Raw genomic sequence first — 17,655 nt, forward strand, 5'->3', positions numbered from 1 at the left:
TGTCGCTCGGGGAACTAAAAAAATGGAGAAGGTTGGTCGAATCGACGTTTAACCGAAGAGGGAGCCGAGACCTTCGCCGCTGGCCTCTTCGTCTTCCTCGTCGTCGTCGTCCGCTTCGGCTGCAGCATCGGCTTCGTCGGCTTCGTCGTCGTCTCCGTCGTCACTGCTACCCTCTGCTGGGGCTGCGGCGGCGCCGGCGGCAGGAACTGCTGCGGCCTGCTCGATTGCGTCCTCGATGTCGACGTCCTCGAGTGCGGCGACGAGCGCCTTCACACGGGACTCTTCGACGTCGACGCCTGCTGCGTCGAGCACTGCGGTGAGGTTTTCTTCGTTGATCTCTGCGTCCGTCTCGTTCAGGATGAGCGCTGCGTAGATGTATTCCATTGTTGCTTATCCGAATAGGTTGCCGAGACCCTCACCTGCGTCGTCTTCGTCGTCATCGTCGTCGTCGTCCGCGGCGTCGGTCTCAGCGGCTTGGTCGTCGGTCGATTCGTCTGCTGCGTCTTCTTCAGCTTCAGCCGACTGCGCGGGAGCGGCGGCTTCGATGCCGCGAAGCTCCTCGGGCAGGGCCTCCTCGTCGTCGATCAGGGCCGCGAGTGCGCGCATCTGCGCGTCGGCACGGCTGATGAGATCGTCGGCGAGGTCCGGGCTCGCGATGGCGGCCTGGAGACCCACACTCTTTGCCTCGGCGGATGCCTTGGCGATGAGGTCGGGGGCCGTCTGGGCCGTCGGGTAGACCGAGTTGATAGAGAGGTTCCGGGCCTGGGCCACGGCACGCTCGATATCGCTGCGGTACTCGTCCACGTCGATTGCGAGGTCGGCTGGGTCGAACAGCACGCCCTCGGAGTACACACTGCGCAGGTCGAGACCGACCTCTTTCGGCTCGATGCCGAGTTCCGCGAGGACGGACGCGAGCTGCTGGGTGACTTCCTCACCCTCTTCGAGAACCTTCGAGTCCTCCAAGACGTGGATGGAGCCATCCTGGATGCGGGCGTTTGCGCCAACTTGCTGGAGTTCACCCACGAACGGACCGGGGTCCGCGCCGGTGTCACCTGCTGGGATGACGATGTCGTTGGGTGCGACTTCGCCAGCGTTGATTGGGGCTGGCGTTTTCGAGGCTTCGAGCTTCTTGAAGAGGCCGAACGGGTTGTCGTTGGTGCCGATAAGGCCGACCTGCCCGTCTACGTGCTCTACGAGCTGCTCGAGCCCGTCGTTGATTTCTTCCAGCGCACGCGTCATCAGCGTGTTACGGCTGACGCGCAGTTCTGCGCTGCCGTGGAGTTCGCTGCGCATCGCCTGCAGTTGCTTCGATGGGATGCCGGAGATACGGACGACACCGACACTCTGGTAGTCATCGAAGATGTCGACGAGTGCGTCGACTTCCTCACGCTTCCACTGGGGAATGACCTCTGTTTTGCGCTCGGATTCTGCAGACATTATGCCACCCTCACACTCGGGCCCATCGTCGTCTTGACGTAGACGCTGTCGATGTTGAGCGGCCCTTTTTCCAGGTTCGCTTCCAGACGCCGGAGGATAACGTCGACGTTCTCGGCGATGTCCTCTGGGGACATGTCTTCTGCACCAACGCGGGTGTGGAAGGTCCGCCGGTCACGGCTCCGGAGCTGGACGGTGTTCTTCATACGATTCACTACCTCGACGACGTCGTCGTCGGGTTGGAGTGGTGTTGGCATCTTACCGCGTGGTCCGAGAACGGTACCAAGGTGGCGACCGATGTCCTGCATCTTCGAGACTTCTGCAACGAAGAAGTCGGTCTCGTCTGCCAGGTCCTTGGCTGCGTTCGTGTCATCTCCGAGGTCTTCGATATCGTCCTTACCCATGACGGTAGCGACGTCTTCTGCTCGGAGTGCGGTTTCACCATCGGCGAAGACCACAATCTGGGTCTCCTGACCGGTCCCCGCTGGGAGGACGACACTCTCATCAACACGTTTCGACGGTTCGTTTAAGTCGAGGTCGCGCAGGTTAATCGCGAGGTCCACCGTTTCGCGGAACTTCCGCTCAGGTGCCTCCTCGAGTGCGCGAGAGACTGCTTGCACTATATCATATTCTGCCATCATTCACCTCCGTAGTACGCTTTCGTAGCTTCTACGGGATGAAACAGGCTGCGTGCCTGCCTCACCCGATTTCACGCCCAAGACTAACTTAAAAGCGTCGAACGGCGCGTGACCGTGAGAACAGTTGTGTCGGTTTATTCGACGAGGATGTCGTCGTACTTGCCCGAGTCGACGCGCTGTTTGAAGGTTCGGGCGTCCTCACCGTCGATGGTGACGCCGAGCGAGGCGCAGGTGCCGCCGACTTCCTTCGCCGCGTTCTTCACGTCGTAGGCGAGGAGGTCGGTCTGTTTCTGCTTTGCGATTTTCTTTACCTGTTCGACCGTGATGTCGGCGACGAAGTCGGCCTGTGGGCGGCCGCTGCCGGTCTCGAATCCGACCTCGTCTTTGATAAGTGCTGCCGTTGGCGGCACACCGACGTCGATGTCAAACGAACCGTCGTCTTCGTACGTGATGGTGACGGGCACTTCCATGCCGTCGAAGGCGGCGGTCAGGTCGTTAATCTCGTTAACGACCGCCTGCACGTCGACGGGGGTCGGACCGAGCTCGGGACCGAGCGGTGGGCCAGGGTTGGCCTTACCGCCGGGTACGAGTGCTTCGATAGTTCCAGCCATATCCGACACAACCGCTCGGTTGGTTTTAAGAATTGTCTTTTGACCACAGCGCCGGGCACTCAGCGAACCGGGATGCCCTGCCGTACGAGGTAGTCGCTCGCGGCTTTAATGTCGATTGGACTCCCGATGAGGCGAACCGAACCCGGTCGCTCCTCGGTGGCGGTTAGCGTAAACTCTGCCTCCAGCGAGTCGCGGACGTTTGCGTACACGTCTGCCGGAAGCACGATTTGCGTGCTATCGCGGAAGCGAGCTGAATCGGACATCAACTAGGTAGGCCCACTCGGCACCCCCGTATTAACGTATCGACTTGACAACCGTCCCAATGGAAAGGGTTTTTCGACGGGCACCGCCGATAGCCATGTAATGGGGCTCGAAGAGGAGATTGAATCTATCCGCGAGGAGATTGCCAACACGCCCTACAACAAGTCAACCGAGGCACACATCGGGCGGCTGAAGGCAAAGCTCGCGGACAAAAAAGAGAAACTGGAGTCGCAAGCCTCCGCGGGCGGTGGCGAAGGATACGCCGTCGAGAAGACCGGCGATGCGACGGTTGCGCTCGTGGGGTTCCCGAGCGTTGGCAAATCCACGCTCCTCAACGCCCTCACGAACGCAGAAAGCGAAGTGGGGTCGTACGAGTTCACGACGCTCAACGTCCACCCCGGCATGTTGCAGTACAACGGTGCGAACATCCAGCTGCTCGACGTGCCCGGGCTCATCGAGGGTGCAGCGGGGGGCCGTGGTGGTGGTCGAGAAGTACTCTCCGTCGTCCGGACGGCGGACCTCATCATCTTCATGCTGTCGGTGTTCGAAATCGACCGTTACGCTCGCCTACGCGAGGAACTGTATAACAACAAGGTCCGTCTCGACACCGAACCGCCCTCCATCAAGATTACCAAGAAAGGGAAAGGCGGCATCAACATCACGTCGAGCGTGGACCTCGACCTCTCTGAGGAGGTCATCAAAGAAATCCTCCGCGAGAAAGGGTTCGTGAATGCAGACGTGGTCATCCGCGAGAACATCACCGTCGACCGCCTCATCGACGGCCTGATGAAAAATCGGGTGTACCTGCCGTCGATGGTCATCGCCAACAAGGCAGACCTCATCGACCGCGACTACCTGGAGACGGTCCACGAGGACCTCCGCGAGCAGGGGCTCGACCCCGACGACGTCGTGTTCATCAGCGCCGAAGCCGAACGAGGACTCGACGCACTCAAAGAGGAAATCTGGGAGCGCCTCGGTCTCATCCGCGTCTACATGGACAAGCCCGGTCGAGGGACGGACTTCGAGGAGCCGCTCATCATCCAGCGCGGGGACACCATCGAAGACGCGTGTAAGAAACTCGGCGCGAACCTGCTCGACCGGTTTCGCTTCGCCCGCGTGACGGGCCCGAGTGCGAAACACGACGAACAACAGGTCGGGCTGGACCACAAACTCGAAGACGAAGACATTCTGCGAATCATCGCCCGCAAGTAGATGGGTGCAGACGCCCCTTCGAATCGCGCCACAATCGGTCGCCTGCTTGCCCTTCTCGCAGTTGGCCTGTTGCCCTGGACCGTCATCCTGCTGAACGGGCAGTTCACGCTCGTGTTCTCCTTTGGTCTCGTGAACACGAACCCGTTGCACCTCACGAATCTCTACGATTACCTCACGCGATTTACCCTCGGGCTACCCCGGTCGTTGCAGGCGTGGCCCGCGAGCACCCTGCTTTACCTCGGCGCGCTGGTGAGTGCCGCGACCGGCTTCCTCGGCCGTGAGGACCGCCGTCTCACCGGTGGCCTGCTCGTGTTCGCGGGCGGGGCGCAGTTCTACCTCACCATCGGCCTCATCGCTTCGCTTGGCAACCGCGTCTTTCCGCTCGGCATGGTCGCCCTCTGGACCGTCGCGTGGTGGTTCTACGGGCCGGATTTACGTCACATCTTCCGGCACGAAACGTAGGGCTCCGGTGTTCTTTTTGGGCCGCAGTCCGCATTCGGGGGTATGGAAGGGACACTCGACCACGTGATGATGCGCGTCGAAGATTTAGACGAATCGCTCGACTGGTACAAGACGCACCTCAACTACGAGGAGAAAGGCCGCTGGGAGGCGGACACCTTCACGAACGTCTACCTCGGGCCGGAGGACATGCACGAGGACGGCGCAACCATCGAACTCACCTACAACCACGACGGACGAAGCTACGACTTCGGCGACGCGTGGGGCCACATCGCCGTCCGCGTCGAAGACGTGTACGAAGCGTACGACGAACTCATGGACGCGGGCGTCGAGGACTACCGCGACCCGGACTCCTGCGGTGGCTCCTACGCCTTCGTCAAAGACCCCGACGGCCACGAAATCGAAATCGTCGAACGCGACCACGGCGCGCGCTGGTCGCTCGACCACACGATGGTCCGCGTCGAGGACATAGAGAAGGCGATTGGCTGGTACACGCACAAACTCGACTACGAGCTGTTCCGGCGCTCCGAACACGACAGCTTCGCGCTCTACTTCATGAAGCCGCGCGGGGCCGCCAAAGAGGAGATGTCCGTCGAACTGACCTACAACTACGACGGGCGCAGCTACGACACAGGCGACGCGTGGGGCCACATCGCCGTCCGGACGGACGACTTAGAATCGTACTGGGAGACGCTCGTGACCCGCGACGTAGAGGAGTACCGCGATCCAGAGAGCTGTGACTTCCGCTATGCGTTCACGCACACGGCGAACGGCCACGAAGTCGAGATTCTGAATCCTGAAACGGCAGCCGACCTCTGAACCAGAAAACCGACCAATACTGCCGGTAATAGTTGTTTTTTGCGATTTTGTCGTGAAAATAGTCGATTCCGGTTGAGTGTCTAGGAACTCGACATTCTCTCGCTAATACATCTTGTTTACGCCCGCCCTCGTGCGTGAACGCCAGACCAGAGACCTGTCACTGTGTCTGAGAAACCACATTCTGTGAATGAATTGAACTATTGTCTGACTTTCGTCAGACGCAGATTATGGGGCCTGTAAAACCCCGGGGTGACAGGCGAATCGTTGGATGATACGAGTTATCATTATTTGCAGAGTACCACAAAGCATTTATAATGACAGGCTATCTTTTGTGGTGTACCCCTACCCATGGTGACAGTACGGAGTAACGCTCTCCGGGCCCGGGCTCTCCCGGGTATTGCGACTCCCAAACGCGGACGACGTGAAAGTGCTGTTGCCGGTGTGTACAACACATAAATCAACCATGACAGACACAAACACCAAGATTCGGAGTTTGTTCCTGGCAGGCCTTATGGTCCTGTCCGTGTTTGCTGGCACAGTAGCCTTTGCAGGCTCTGCGGCTGCAGTGAACCAGGACGACGCCGATGAAACTCTCACCTCTGCCCAGACGTATTGGCAGGGTCAGGAGTTGTTCGTAAGTGGTAGCGACTTAGGACTCTCCGAGGGAACGACCCTCCAGATCCGCGAGAACGATGACGGCGAAATCGGTGGCCTCGTCACCGAATTCACGCTCGACGAGGACCAGGCAGCGCTCGTTGACACTGACAACCTCGACGGCGAGTACGTCATCACCTCGAACAGTAACACCATCCACCAGGTCAACAGCGACGGTCAGCTCCAGACTGGTACGTCCAGCCCGTCCGAAGCACAGGTCGACTCCGCTTCGTGGGAAGTCGCAGTGCAGTCGCTGACGACCGAGACCGACGAGGACGACACGGAAGTCCTCCAGGGTAGCAACGCACAGATCGACGTCACGTCCAACCGTGGCTCGTTCCAGCTCGATGTTACCGCAGATGGTCTCGACAGCGACGACCTCGAAGAAATCTTCAACCAGGGAGACAACGACTTCGTCTCCGAGAACGAAGATGACGACGAAGTCACGCTCCAGGTCTCTGGAGACGACGAGATCTTCGCGAACTTCTCCGAGTTCGACACCACTGGTGACTACACGTTCGACTTCCAAGTCAACGACACCACGGCGTCCGACTCTGCATCCGTGACCGTCAACGAGATGGACACGGACATCGCCTTCGCTCAGTCCGTCACGACCGAGGAAGTCGGTGACAACGCACAGATCACCCTCAACATGGAAGACTCCACCGAGGCGTGGGTCTTCATCGGTGGTGAAGACGTCAACTACCTCGAGAGCGTCCACGTCGTCGACGACGACGAGGACGGTGAGGTCACCATCTCGATGAACACGTTCCTCGCCGGTCAGGGCAGCGGCGCCTCGACCGACGCCTACGACGTTGAAGGCGACGACGTGCTCGGTGACGACGGTGTCACCCGGTACGACAGCTCCGACTTCGATGACCTCGAAATTTCATCCAGCCTCAGCGAACCACTCGCAGCTGGTGACTACGACCTCCGCGTTGCCTCCTCCGGCGACATCGACTCAGACGGCGATGTCGAGGACGAGAAGGACGTCGGTACGCTCGCACTCCGCGACCGTTCCACCGACTCCATCCAGACGTGGGTCGCAACCGACGCAGCAGCTAACGCAGACGACCTCGAAGACCTCCTCGGTGAGGTCAGCGAGAGCGACACCGTCGTGAAGGGCGACCGCCTGGTCGTCCAGGTCGAAGCATCCGGCCTCTACGGCTACGTTGAGGACGAAGACCTCAGCACCCTCTCCGGCAACGGTCTCGAGTTCCAGCTCGAACAGACCAACGAGAAGGCAAACCAGCAGCCAGTCACGCTGACGGCTGACCAACTCGACGCAGAGGGCGCATCCGCCGCACAGCTTTACACCGACGAGGACAACAACACGTTCTTCGTCGTGATTGACACCGGCGCGTTCTCGCAGCTCGAGGACGGCCAGAACTACGAGGCATCCTTCAGCGTCGCTGGCGAAGACAGCGAACTCGCTGACGACCTCGGTAACTTCAACCCGTACGTTGAAGAAGAAGAAGAGCAGTCCGTCTCCACGGAATTCTCCGTCGAAGACGCAACTGCTGAATTCGACAACCTTCAGGACGGCGACCTCGTCATCCCGAAGAGCTCCGCAGCATCCGTCACCGGTACGAGCAACCTCGCACCAGGTACGGAGCTGACCATCCGTCTCCGCTCTTCGAACAGTGACTCGCCATTCCTGAAGTCGGACACCGTTGAAGTCCAGACCGACGGTACGTGGTCTGCTGAGTTCGACATGTCCAACGTTGCATCCGGTGCCGAATTCGACGCTTCCATCCGCAAGGGCGGCATGGAGCTCGAGAGCGTTGACGGGACGGTCGGCGCAGGCCCAACGGCCTCCGTCACCTTCGACGACCAGTCCACCTCTGGTGACTCGGTCGTCGTCTCCTCCGTCAACATGTCCGAGGGCGGCTTCGTGACCATTCACGACTCCACGCTCCTCGACGGCGACGCACTCGGTAGCGTCGTTGGCACCTCCGAATACCTCGAAGCAGGCGAGCACTCCGACGTTGAGGTCTCCCTCAACGCAACCCTCGAAGAGGACCAGGAGCTCATCGCCATGCCTCACATGGACACCAACGGTAACCAGGAGTACGACTTCGTCACCTCCGAAGGCGAGGACGACGGTCCGTACGCTGGTGACGACGGGTCCGCAGTGACTGACTCCGCTCAGATCACTATCGGCGACGGTACGACCACGACCGGTACGGCAACTGGCACGGCAACGGGCACGGCCACGGCAACCGAGACCGGCACGGCAACGTCGTCGCCAACCACGACGTCTGACTCCACCGACGAGCCAACCACGACCGAGGAAACCGGTCCTGGCTTCGGTGCACTCGCAGCCGTCATCGCGCTCATTGCAGCCGCACTCCTCGCAGTGCGCCGCAGCAACTAAGCGTAACTCCGGGACTTCGTCCCGACTTTAATTTCCACTTTTCTTTCGCGCTCACCCGATGAGCGACAGCTCTCGTGTGCTCAACCATGGGCGAGCAGTCTGGTACTTTCACCGCACAAACCCGACCAAGGACAAAGCATTTAGTTCAGATTCGCTTACTCTCTCCCACTGGAAATGCTCGGAGAGCTACTGGCGGCGCTGGCGTGGGTATCGCAATTTTCTGACCCACTGGCGTGGCTGGTCGTCGCGTCGTTCGCGGCGGGTGCGCTCGTCGAGCTGCGCGACCGCGAACTCGCACGCCCGATAACCGTCGCGGCGTGGGTGCTGTTCGCCGCGTTCTGGCTCTCGCTCGTCCACCACTTCGCGTTCGAGGCAAAGAGCATCATCGAGGGCATCGGGAGCGCCGCCGCCGTGCCGCTAAGCCTCTACGTGGGCTACTTGCTCTGGAAGGGGCGCGATTCGCTGTTCGTGTTGACGCGTGCCGTCGCGCTCATGGGCCTCGTCTTCATGCCGTTCGAGACGATTACGCCACTGAAGCGGGTGCTCATCGAGACGGTCACCCGCCAGACGGAGTTCCTGATGACGTTGCTCGGCGTGGACCCGACTGTCGTCTCTGGTGCGGAGTACGGCCACGCGCCGTTTCGCTCTACGTTCTACTTCACCGCGGCCGACGACCCGAACCACTCGCTCACGTACACTATTCTCATCGCGTGTACGGGCATCGGGAGCATGGCCATCTTCGTCGGCTTGATTGGGGCGGTTCGGGCACCGCTTCGGAACAAACTCCGGGCGCTCGCGGTATCGATTCCGATTATCTACGCGCTCAATCTCGTGCGCAACATCTTCATCGGTATCGGCTTTGGGAAACAGAAGTTCCACATTGCCCCGGACCTCGTCATGTCAGCGTTCGCGCTTTCGGACCCATATCGGGTGTCTTACATCATCGCAGACCGCATCATCAGCCAGAGCCTCGCGGTCGTGGCGCTCGTGTTCATCACCTGGTTCGTTGTGCGTGAACTCCCCGAGGTACTCGTCGTCATCGAGGACCTCATCTTCCTCGTGACGGGCGACGAGTACGACCTCCGGGCGGCGTTCAATCTGGACCAGCCGGTGCGAGCGGACGGCGACGGCAGGTAGAAAACGCGGTCAACAGCGATTCAGTTCGGACTCAGTTCGGAGACAGCGTCGCGTGGCGCACCAGCCAGCTCGGCGAGTGCCTCGCCCTCCATGTGGTGGAGGTCGCCCGGAATGACGAGCAGGTGGAGCGGCTCGCCGAAGTCTCGTTTCGCGAGCGCCGCGAGGCGGTCTGCGGCGACGACTGGATTCTGACTCCCCGCCCGAGCAACGACGACGGCGAGCATATCTGGGTTCCAATCTTCGGCCAGCAACGAGGCGGCGACGTCGGCGGTCATGTAGTCGCCGCGGTCGGATTTGTCGGCGGAATTTACGAAATTCCGATTGCCTGTCGGGGTTTCCCCGACTTTGATGTCGAGATAGCAGAGTGTGTGGAGGCCGCGCTCGCGGTTGTCCTCGATGGTGTCGATGACGCTCTGGGGGACGCCCATCGACTCGGTGTAGGGAAACGGCAGGGTGGTCGCCTTCCCGAAACGATAGTTCTGGAGGCCGGTGAGCGAACTGGCAGCCGCTTCGGCTGTCGTCCCGTGGATGATTCGCGTCTCGATGCCACGTTCTGCCGCCCGAAGGCGGAGGTCGACGTGCGTCGTCGAAATCATCGTGTCACCCGCGGTGAGGAAGGCCACGGACTCCTCTTCTGCGGCGTCGAGAATCGGTTCGGGGTGTTGCTCTACGCCCTCCCGGTCGCGAACTTCGATGTCGATGCCGTGGTAGTCGGAGACGGCTTCGATGGTCGTCCCGACGAGTTTGCTGGTGTAGAACTCGGCGAACGCGCGGTCTACCTCGCCGAGCGCCTCCTTCCCTTCGACGGTAATCGAGCGTTCGTCGTAGAGACCGAGGCCGATGAAGGTGAGCATACGCCCTCTCGGCCACGCGCCGAGTTAAGCGAACCGCACTGCCCTCGTCTCCCGGGGACCGAAGCCCTTACGCCCGCAGGCGGGTGAGGTCGAATATCCATGGAGGTGACGTGTGTTCGCGTGCCCGTGGCAGACGGCGAGGCGACTCGACGAGCCCTCGCCGACGCCGGGGTCATCGACGACGACTACGAGATTACCGTCGAAGCGGGATTCCTCTTCATCCCCGTCACGGAAAAGGTAGACGGCTACGACCTGGTGAGCCACGACGTCCCAGCACGGGAGACGCTCACCATGCCGGGCGACATCCTCGGCTTCGAACCCGCCTACGAACGCATCGGCACCATCGCCATCATCGACGAGGACGACGCAGACCGAGCCCAGAAAATCGCAGACGCCATCGCGGCCTCGGACCTCCCACTCGACACAGTCATCAATCGCGCCTCGAAGATTCAGGGCGAACTCCGTGTGCGTGACTGGGACATCCTCGTCGGCGAGAGCACCGAAGCGGTTCACCGAGAGTATGGCTGTGAGTTTCACCTCGACCTCTCGAAAGTGTACTTCTCGCCGCGACTCGCCACCGAACGCCACCGCGTCACCGAGCAGGCCGCCCCCGGCGAGCGAGTGTTCGATATGTTCGCCGGCGTCGGCCCGTTCGTGATTCCCTTCGCAAAACGCGGCTGTGACGTGGTCGGCTGTGACCTGAACGAAATCGCGGTCAAATACATGCGTGAAAACGCTCGCCAGAACGGGGTCGAAGACCGCGTGACCGCGATTCACGGTGACGTTCGCGACGTGGCGGCTGACTACGAGGGCTGGGCCGACCGCATCGTGATGAACCTCCCGCACACGGCGAACGAATTTCTGGACACCGCCGTCTCGCTCGCCGGAGACGAGTGCGTCCTCCACTACTACGACTTCCAGTCGGATGAGGACCCCTTCGGACCGGGCGAACGAGCAATTCGGGACGCTGCTACACCCGAGTACGACGTCACCGTCGAAACCCTCCATACGGTGCGCTCGTACGCCCCTCACGAACTCAACGTCTGCCTCGACGTTCGCCTGACGAGAGCGTGATACGACGGAGCGTGGGGCGGACTGATTCGCAACCCTTATTGCGGTTATCCGACCACATTAGAATGCGTAGAACGCGCCAAAGTAGCTCAGCTGGCAGAGCGAATCCTTCGTAAGGATTAGGTCGGGGGTTCAAATCCCTCCTTTGGCTTCTACCAATTTCCTGACAAGCCAAGTAATAAACCCCCCTACCAACGGGTCTCTCCTCCTCTCACATTCATATAACGACGCCCACAACCGAGGTGACCGGGCATGAGCGGACTCCCCTCCAAACAGGAGTGCACACTCCCCGCGTGCACAAACCCCGCTCTCGACACCACGCACGCCGCCAGCCTCTGCGAAACCCACCACCACCAACTCAAAACCACCACACAACACACCGACGACACCCCCGTCAGCAACCAGACAAAACCCACCACTAAACCAGAAACGAGCGCCCAGAAGCCCGACGAGAGCAAACCATCGGATATCGACCTCAGCGGGGCCGAAACTGATACCTACCCAACTGACCTCGTCGAAAACGGTTCCCGCTGGCTGCTCTGGCAGTACAGCGACGACAGGAAAGTCCCACGCAATCCTGTGTGGGGCTACTCAAGCCACGGGAGCGGCTACGCCTTCGTCGGAGCGAAAAACCCCGACGCATGGTTCGATTTTGACGACGCAGCAAACTGGGTCGATCACGACGACGACCTTGGACTCGCCTACTACCTCACCAGCCCCGACCGCAACGACTGGGAAGGCGACGACAAATACGCCCACATCAACCCAGCTGAAGATGTTCCCGAAGAGCCCCACGTCGGGCTTCTCGACTTCGACGATATCCGCAATCCAGACACGGGAGACGTCGCCCCTGCCGCAGCAAACCTCCTCGAGAAACTCGCCGGCACCTTCTGTGAGTGGTCACCCTCAGGTACCGGCGCACACGCCCTCGGCGGCTTCTGCCTCCCAGATGGCGTGAACGCCCTCACCATCGACCTCTCCACACCCGAATGGCCAGACGCGGAACTCGAAATCTATCCCGGCCGCCGCTACACCACCATCACCGGAAACCACATCCCTGGCACCGCAACGAGCACCAGAGACATCCACGGTATCGTCGAAGAACTCCTCGCGACCAACCCCGGCGCTCTCGAGGCCGCACGCGCAGCACCACCCGCTGGCCGCCCAGACCAATTCACCACAGAACCGTCCACGTCCAAGGAAGCGCTCGCCGACATCGAGACCACCTCCGACATTCAGGACGTCTTCGATGCCATCCAACACACCGGCCCCGGAGACATCCATCTCCGGTCCACCGTCACCCGCGAACGATGCGATGGCAGCAAAGACCTCGACCCAAGCTGGGCGCAATCGAAGAGCGGAACTCGCCTTGCTGAGGTTAGTGATGGTTGGGTGTACCGCAAAGGCATGCAGGGCTTGGATGCACTCCAAGTCGTCGCGCTCGAAGAACACCTCATCACCGCCGTCACCGACTATCCCAGTGGCGAATCCTTCTGGAAGGCCGTCGACGCGCTCCGCGAACGCGGCGCACACATCCCGAAGTACGAATCCAACGCGAATGAAGAAGTGAGTGCCCTCCCACTCGGCAAGCTCGACGCTCTCGACGGCGACCAGCGCGAACGCGCGGCAGCCTCTCGCGATATCGAGTGGCCCTCAACAGGCGAAGCACGCGACCGCCTCCGAAATCGCCTCCTTGACGCCGTTCGCCACCAGGAAGAAGTCGTCATCGACGCGCCAACAGGTCTCGGAAAGAGCTACGCCGTCTCGACTGAACCCTGGCTGAATCACGCAGACGCCACCGGCAACCAGCCCGTCATTCACCTCAGCCCTACGCGCGACTCACGAAAGAGCGCTGTCGAACACAGCCGGCAAGCGAGTGGCGTGACCTACCGCGTGCTCCGCGGACGCAAAGAAGCCTGCCCAGTCGCCCACGGCACCCACGACCCATCGGAGAAAGACGACGACACCGCAAACATGACCATGAACGGAACGCCAGTCTCCCAGTGGTTTGACGCCGTCTGCGATGGCCGCGGCGTTCCATTCTCCACCGCCCACGCGTACCTCGCCGAACACAACGACCAGGACATCGAGCTCCCCTGCGAACACGGCGACGACCCCTGCCCCGCCGTTAGCCAATGGGATGACCTCCCGCGAACCCAGGATGGCGATCCCGCAGTCGACGTGATTCACGCCACCCACCAGTTCGCGTACGTCCCCGGCCTCACCCAGTCGTGTAACGTCATCTTCGACGAGCGCCCCGACTTCGCCGTCGACGGCGACTTCCTCACCAACGACCGCATCCAACGGGCCGTCACCGCGTTCCTCCAGGAAGCCGGTGCGCCGGTCACGACGTGGGAGTCGTTCGTCACACTCGCCCGTACCGCCTACGGAAGACCCGTTCAAGGCGACGTGCTCCGTGAAGCACACGCAACCAGTGCGAGATTCGACCACGAACCGAGCCGCGAGTGGTATCTCGAACACCCTGACGCCCACACGCTCGCCCCCGCGCTCGCGAAGGCCGTCTGGGCCGCCCTCACCAGCGGCTTCGACGCGAACGGCCGCAGCGTCGGCACCGTCTCCCACACGCCACCGCGACTCGATGCCAGCGCCCGTGACGACGACAACTGGTCGCGCACCTGGGTGTCAGTCGTCGTCGATTCGAACAATCGCGTCTGCACCATCCGTAGCGTCCCCGACCTCTCTGGTGCACGCGCAGTGGTTGGGCTTGATGCTCATCCGAGTCTCCCCCTCTGGCAACGCAACACAACCACCGACATCCTCCCTGACCGCGTGCTCGATGTCGACGAACGCCGCCTCTGGCGGCGCTACGAACGCGGCCTTAGAGTCGTTCAGGTCGGTGACGCAGTCCGGCCGCTCGCGAGTGGCGAGTACTTTAACGAAGACGCAACCCGCGTTCTCCTTGAACACCTCCATCAGCACTATAAGGGCCGATTCGACACCTGCATCACTGCTTCGAGTGTCGAACGCGACGTCCAACTCCTAATGCGCGAGGTCGGCATCTCGAATCCCGAAACGATGCACTACGGAGAAGAACGCTCCCGTAACGACTTCGCCACGCGTGACGTCGGCCTGGTCCACGGGTCGATCGACCCGGGTGACGATTACGTCCTCGATCTTCTGGCCGAGTGCGGACTCCACGCGCAACCTGAGACTGTCGAGACAGACGATGGGGGCGAACGGCGTGCCCATGGACGCGGGTTCGTCGGCCCGGATGCAGACGTCGCCAGCGAGATACTGGCATCGGTTCGTGAGAATCACGTCGCCCAAGCCGCTGGTCGGTACGCGCGGAACGCAGATGACCCAACGAACCAGGCAACCGTATTCGTCCACACGAGTGCTGTTCCGACTGGATTCGCCGATTGCAAAGTCGCTGGCGTTCAGTGGGTCGCCACGGACGTTCAACGCACCATCATCGAGACGCTTCGCAACCGACAGTCTGCAACCGCTCGTGAGCTGGCCGAAGAGACCGGCGCTTCAAAGCGACACGTGGCGAAGACACTGTCGCGATACCTCGACGACGGCCTCGTAACCTGCCAGCAGGGCGTTGGAGCGCATGGTGCTGACGTGTTTCGTGCTGGAGATGGAGCGTCAAGTGGTGTGGTTGACTTGACGCCGGAAGATATCGCTAACAGTCCCGTATGGGACTCTAGTACCTGGTCGTTCGCGATTACAGACGTCGAGTTGCCACAGGTCACTCCTACTCGGCGTGGTGACAAGCCGGCTACGCTACGCGCGGTGTCGTTGGCGGCGTTCCAGGAGGGACCACCGCCAAGGTAGGTGCAATATCAACGATGTTTGCTTGTCGTCCTGAGCGACAGCGCTATCATTATCGAACAAATCCGATGGGTATCCTTCACTTGTGACAGGTTCCAGCAGTCGTGCTGAACTCACGGCGCGCATCGGTCACCAGCGATGGTCCCAACCGAGTCGATTGATACAGTGCATCTATTCAACACGACATCTTCACGAGAGGACCGTGCATGACAGAAATGTATATAGATGAATACGATGACATCTCACTAATGAGGCTCAACGAGAACGAGCTCCAGGAACGCCGTGGGCGGCTGCTCGATAGCAGACAGGTTGGCTTCTTCGCGGTCAATCGGATGACCGAAGAGGGCCGTGTTCCGGTGTCTGCATTTAATAAATTCTATCTCACTGGGCGAGATTTGGGCACTACCGAACTACTGCTCGGCAACACAAAAACTGCACAACAGTGGTTCGCGGAGGGGGCGTTGGGAAGAACGATGAGCTGTTCGCTCATCCGACAACACGAGATAACTGATGGAGGCTATTTAGGTGCCCTCTCCGGTATGTTCGAAGAGGCGATTCGGACGGCGTTGCTCGCTGCCGACCCTCGCGTCGTGGGCGCGACCGCCACCGAAATCCTCGCGCTTGAGGAGTCGTACCTCGACCAGTATCCACACGAGATGACGCGCTACTGGCGGCTCACCGGCCTCGCCGCGTTCCTCCTCGGAGATACGGAACACGCCCACGCGGCGCTGGAGACTGTCAGCGAGACGTTCGCTTCCGAGTCCGAAGAGGTCTCCGTAGACCCACTCGGGGAAGCACTTTCTGACATCCTCGACGGGCTTCTCGCCGATAACGCGACAGCCGCTCAACGTGGACTCGACGCGCTCGACCAGTCTCATCGTGTTCAGGTTCCCGACGACCCCTATGCGTCCGAGGACGTGCTGGACCACTACACGAGCGCGTATCTCGTGCTCGCCCGCCACCGCGGGATGGACATCCGCGTCGAAAATGAGTACGTCCCTACAGCGGTCTACGAAATCGACTGGAGCCCAGTCGAACTCCCCACGGATACACCAAACGCCTTGCGAGACCTGTACGAGACTGCCGCAGCAATCGAGTAGTAACGGACGTGTGTCGTCTAGTTTGGTCACTACGCCATACGTAGATACCGAAATCTGAACGAGTATCACACCATGAGTCCGTGCTGAACTTAGCCTCTGTATCTTGCACGGGCTCTCAAATCTATCATCGTTTAAGCGTTTCAAGAGCGCCGAGAATTTCAACGGGAACGAATTCGCTTGTCCTCTATTAGGTTTATTTTCTTTGTCTCAACGTCGACCTGATTGCAAGGGTCTTGATTGCTCATGCATTATGGGCTCGTGTAGAAGAACGTCCTGGTCAAGACAGGGTTGGTCGAATCGTGACGCTGTTCCCTCAACCTCTGTTAAAGGGGCTCCCTTTCTCAGTTCCGTGGATCAGTTCGTAGCTCGTAGAGCGCCGTGTTCTCATGAATATTCTCGATGTAGCCGACCGCAGTGAGGAGTTTCAGCCGCTCGTGAACCTTGTATCGCGGTTCCTCTGTCGCATCGACGAGAAAGCCCTGGGTACGTGCCCCCTCGCGTAGCTCATCCAGAATCGCTTCGTCGAGGGCCGTGAGTTCCATTCTTTTGTGTCTGAGTACGCCTCCCATATCATTCTACATGCTTCGAGACCATCGTGGTCAAAATCCAAACTCCTCTGTCTAGGAAAAACCGTAAAACGATACAGGGGATATAAGTTACTATGATTCGTACTATGATTCGTAGTAGAAATCATGATGGATAGGAATCTATGTCCTGAACTGGCCGGCCTCACACAGCAGACTGTTCCAGCGACAACAACCCAGAGCACTGAACCGGTGTCACAGCAGCTCAATGGAGGCTGTCCATGAGCACTCGCTGGGTGGCTGCCTTTCACCGCGGCTGGAAGTACACAATTCGTCGGCTTACCCCAGAGACCCGAATCTTGACGCCCACCCTGACGGTCATGCTTGGACTTGTCGCGATGACTAGCGTGGCCGCTGCCCAAGGCGACGGTGGATTGTGTGGGACCCCAGCTATCGACTTGTTCGAGTGGGCAGCCCAGACTGGAGCCGGCGTTCTGTTCCTCGGTGGCCTTCTCTACGGCGGTTTCAAGCACGCCCGCGCCGGGATGTCGCGCAACCCTGAGCGGTCAAGCGAACACCGGCAGACAGGCACCATGGCGATGATTTCCGGTCCCATCTTCGGCCTCATCATCGTCCTCGGTGAGCAGGCCGCTGGGGCTGCTGGGTTCAACGTCGCCCAGTGTGCGCAACTCACACCGTGGTTCTGACC

The 17,655-nt window shown here is 60.5% G+C and carries 16 protein-coding genes, 1 tRNA gene and 1 pseudogene; 11 read left to right on the forward strand and 7 right to left on the reverse strand.

All coding sequences use genetic code 11. The features are described 5' to 3' along the window. Nucleotides 1–48: 48 nt before the first annotated feature. From rpl12p to P0648_RS08015, 5 genes are all read right to left on the reverse strand, one after another. Nucleotides 49–384, reverse strand: coding sequence for a 50S ribosomal protein P1 (gene rpl12p, locus P0648_RS07995; protein WP_276247790.1), 336 nt, complete (start codon nt 382–384; stop codon nt 49–51). A 6-nt stretch (nt 385–390) separates the two neighbouring features. Continuing rightward, nucleotides 391–1,437 (reverse strand): 50S ribosomal protein L10, encoded by a 1,047-nt coding sequence (locus tag P0648_RS08000; protein ID WP_276247789.1) that lies wholly within the window; start codon nt 1,435–1,437, stop codon nt 391–393. Further along, nucleotides 1,437–2,072, reverse strand: coding sequence for a 50S ribosomal protein L1 (locus tag P0648_RS08005; RefSeq protein ID WP_276248486.1), 636 nt, complete (start codon nt 2,070–2,072; stop codon nt 1,437–1,439). Before P0648_RS08005 ends, P0648_RS08000 begins: the two co-directional genes overlap by 1 nt. 134 nt (nt 2,073–2,206) lie before the next feature. Further along, a complete protein-coding gene (locus tag P0648_RS08010; RefSeq protein WP_276247788.1) occupies nt 2,207–2,683 on the reverse strand; it encodes a 50S ribosomal protein L11 in 477 nt (158 codons plus the stop codon). 59 nt (nt 2,684–2,742) lie between these two features. After that, on the reverse strand, nt 2,743–2,946 hold the full coding sequence (locus P0648_RS08015; RefSeq protein WP_276247787.1) for a hypothetical protein: 204 nt from the start codon (nt 2,944–2,946) through the stop codon (nt 2,743–2,745). A gap of 100 nt (nt 2,947–3,046) precedes the next feature. On the opposite strand from P0648_RS08015, the gene P0648_RS08020 reads away from it, so the two are divergent. The 6 genes and pseudogenes from P0648_RS08020 (at nt 3,047) to artA (ending at nt 9,602) form a co-directional block, all read left to right on the forward strand. Next, a complete protein-coding gene (locus P0648_RS08020; RefSeq protein ID WP_276247786.1) occupies nt 3,047–4,156 on the forward strand; it encodes a GTP-binding protein in 1,110 nt (369 codons plus the stop codon). Next, the gene (locus tag P0648_RS08025; RefSeq protein WP_276247785.1) at nt 4,157–4,618 is read left to right on the forward strand and encodes a TIGR04206 family protein; all 462 of its coding nucleotides are present in this window, start codon (nt 4,157–4,159) and stop codon (nt 4,616–4,618) included. 42 nt (nt 4,619–4,660) lie between these two features. Then, a complete protein-coding gene (locus P0648_RS08030; protein WP_276247784.1) occupies nt 4,661–5,434 on the forward strand; it encodes a VOC family protein in 774 nt (257 codons plus the stop codon). A gap of 463 nt (nt 5,435–5,897) precedes the next feature. After that, nucleotides 5,898–5,993 (forward strand): annotated as a pseudogene (locus P0648_RS20550) (surface glycoprotein); the annotation flags it as partial. A gap of 6 nt (nt 5,994–5,999) precedes the next feature. Then, a complete protein-coding gene (locus P0648_RS08035) occupies nt 6,000–8,465 on the forward strand; it encodes a BGTF surface domain-containing protein (RefSeq protein WP_276247783.1) in 2,466 nt (821 codons plus the stop codon). A gap of 174 nt (nt 8,466–8,639) precedes the next feature. After that, complete coding sequence (gene artA / locus P0648_RS08040) at nt 8,640–9,602, forward strand: archaeosortase A (RefSeq protein WP_276247782.1); 963 nt, start codon at nt 8,640–8,642, stop codon at nt 9,600–9,602. Between the two features lie 20 nt (nt 9,603–9,622). Here the strand turns inward: artA and dph5 are convergent, their stop codons facing one another. Continuing rightward, entirely contained in the window at nt 9,623–10,456 is an 834-nt protein-coding gene (dph5, locus tag P0648_RS08045; protein WP_277505843.1) for a diphthine synthase, read from the reverse strand. Between the two features lie 99 nt (nt 10,457–10,555). On the opposite strand from dph5, the gene P0648_RS08050 reads away from it, so the two are divergent. The 4 genes from P0648_RS08050 (at nt 10,556) to P0648_RS08065 (ending at nt 16,422) form a co-directional block, all read left to right on the forward strand. Continuing rightward, entirely contained in the window at nt 10,556–11,530 is a 975-nt protein-coding gene (locus P0648_RS08050) for a class I SAM-dependent methyltransferase family protein (RefSeq protein ID WP_276247780.1), read from the forward strand. Between the two features lie 75 nt (nt 11,531–11,605). Then, nucleotides 11,606–11,678, forward strand: a tRNA-Thr gene (locus tag P0648_RS08055). A 101-nt stretch (nt 11,679–11,779) separates the two neighbouring features. Next, entirely contained in the window at nt 11,780–15,325 is a 3,546-nt protein-coding gene (locus P0648_RS08060) for a hypothetical protein (protein ID WP_277505844.1), read from the forward strand. A 245-nt stretch (nt 15,326–15,570) separates the two neighbouring features. Continuing rightward, a complete protein-coding gene (locus tag P0648_RS08065) occupies nt 15,571–16,422 on the forward strand; it encodes an Imm49 family immunity protein (RefSeq protein WP_277505845.1) in 852 nt (283 codons plus the stop codon). Between the two features lie 341 nt (nt 16,423–16,763). Here P0648_RS08065 and P0648_RS08070 read toward each other — a convergent pair whose 3' ends face one another. Beyond that, the gene (locus P0648_RS08070; protein ID WP_277505846.1) at nt 16,764–16,964 is read right to left on the reverse strand and encodes a hypothetical protein; all 201 of its coding nucleotides are present in this window, start codon (nt 16,962–16,964) and stop codon (nt 16,764–16,766) included. 263 nt (nt 16,965–17,227) lie between these two features. Between P0648_RS08070 and P0648_RS08075 the strand changes: the two genes are divergently transcribed. Continuing rightward, entirely contained in the window at nt 17,228–17,653 is a 426-nt protein-coding gene (locus P0648_RS08075; RefSeq protein WP_277505847.1) for a hypothetical protein, read from the forward strand. Nucleotides 17,654–17,655: the final 2 nt, after the last annotated feature.

Source organism: Haladaptatus sp. DYSN1, from assembly GCF_029489995.1.
Taxonomy (GTDB): domain Archaea; phylum Halobacteriota; class Halobacteria; order Halobacteriales; family Halococcaceae; genus QDMS2.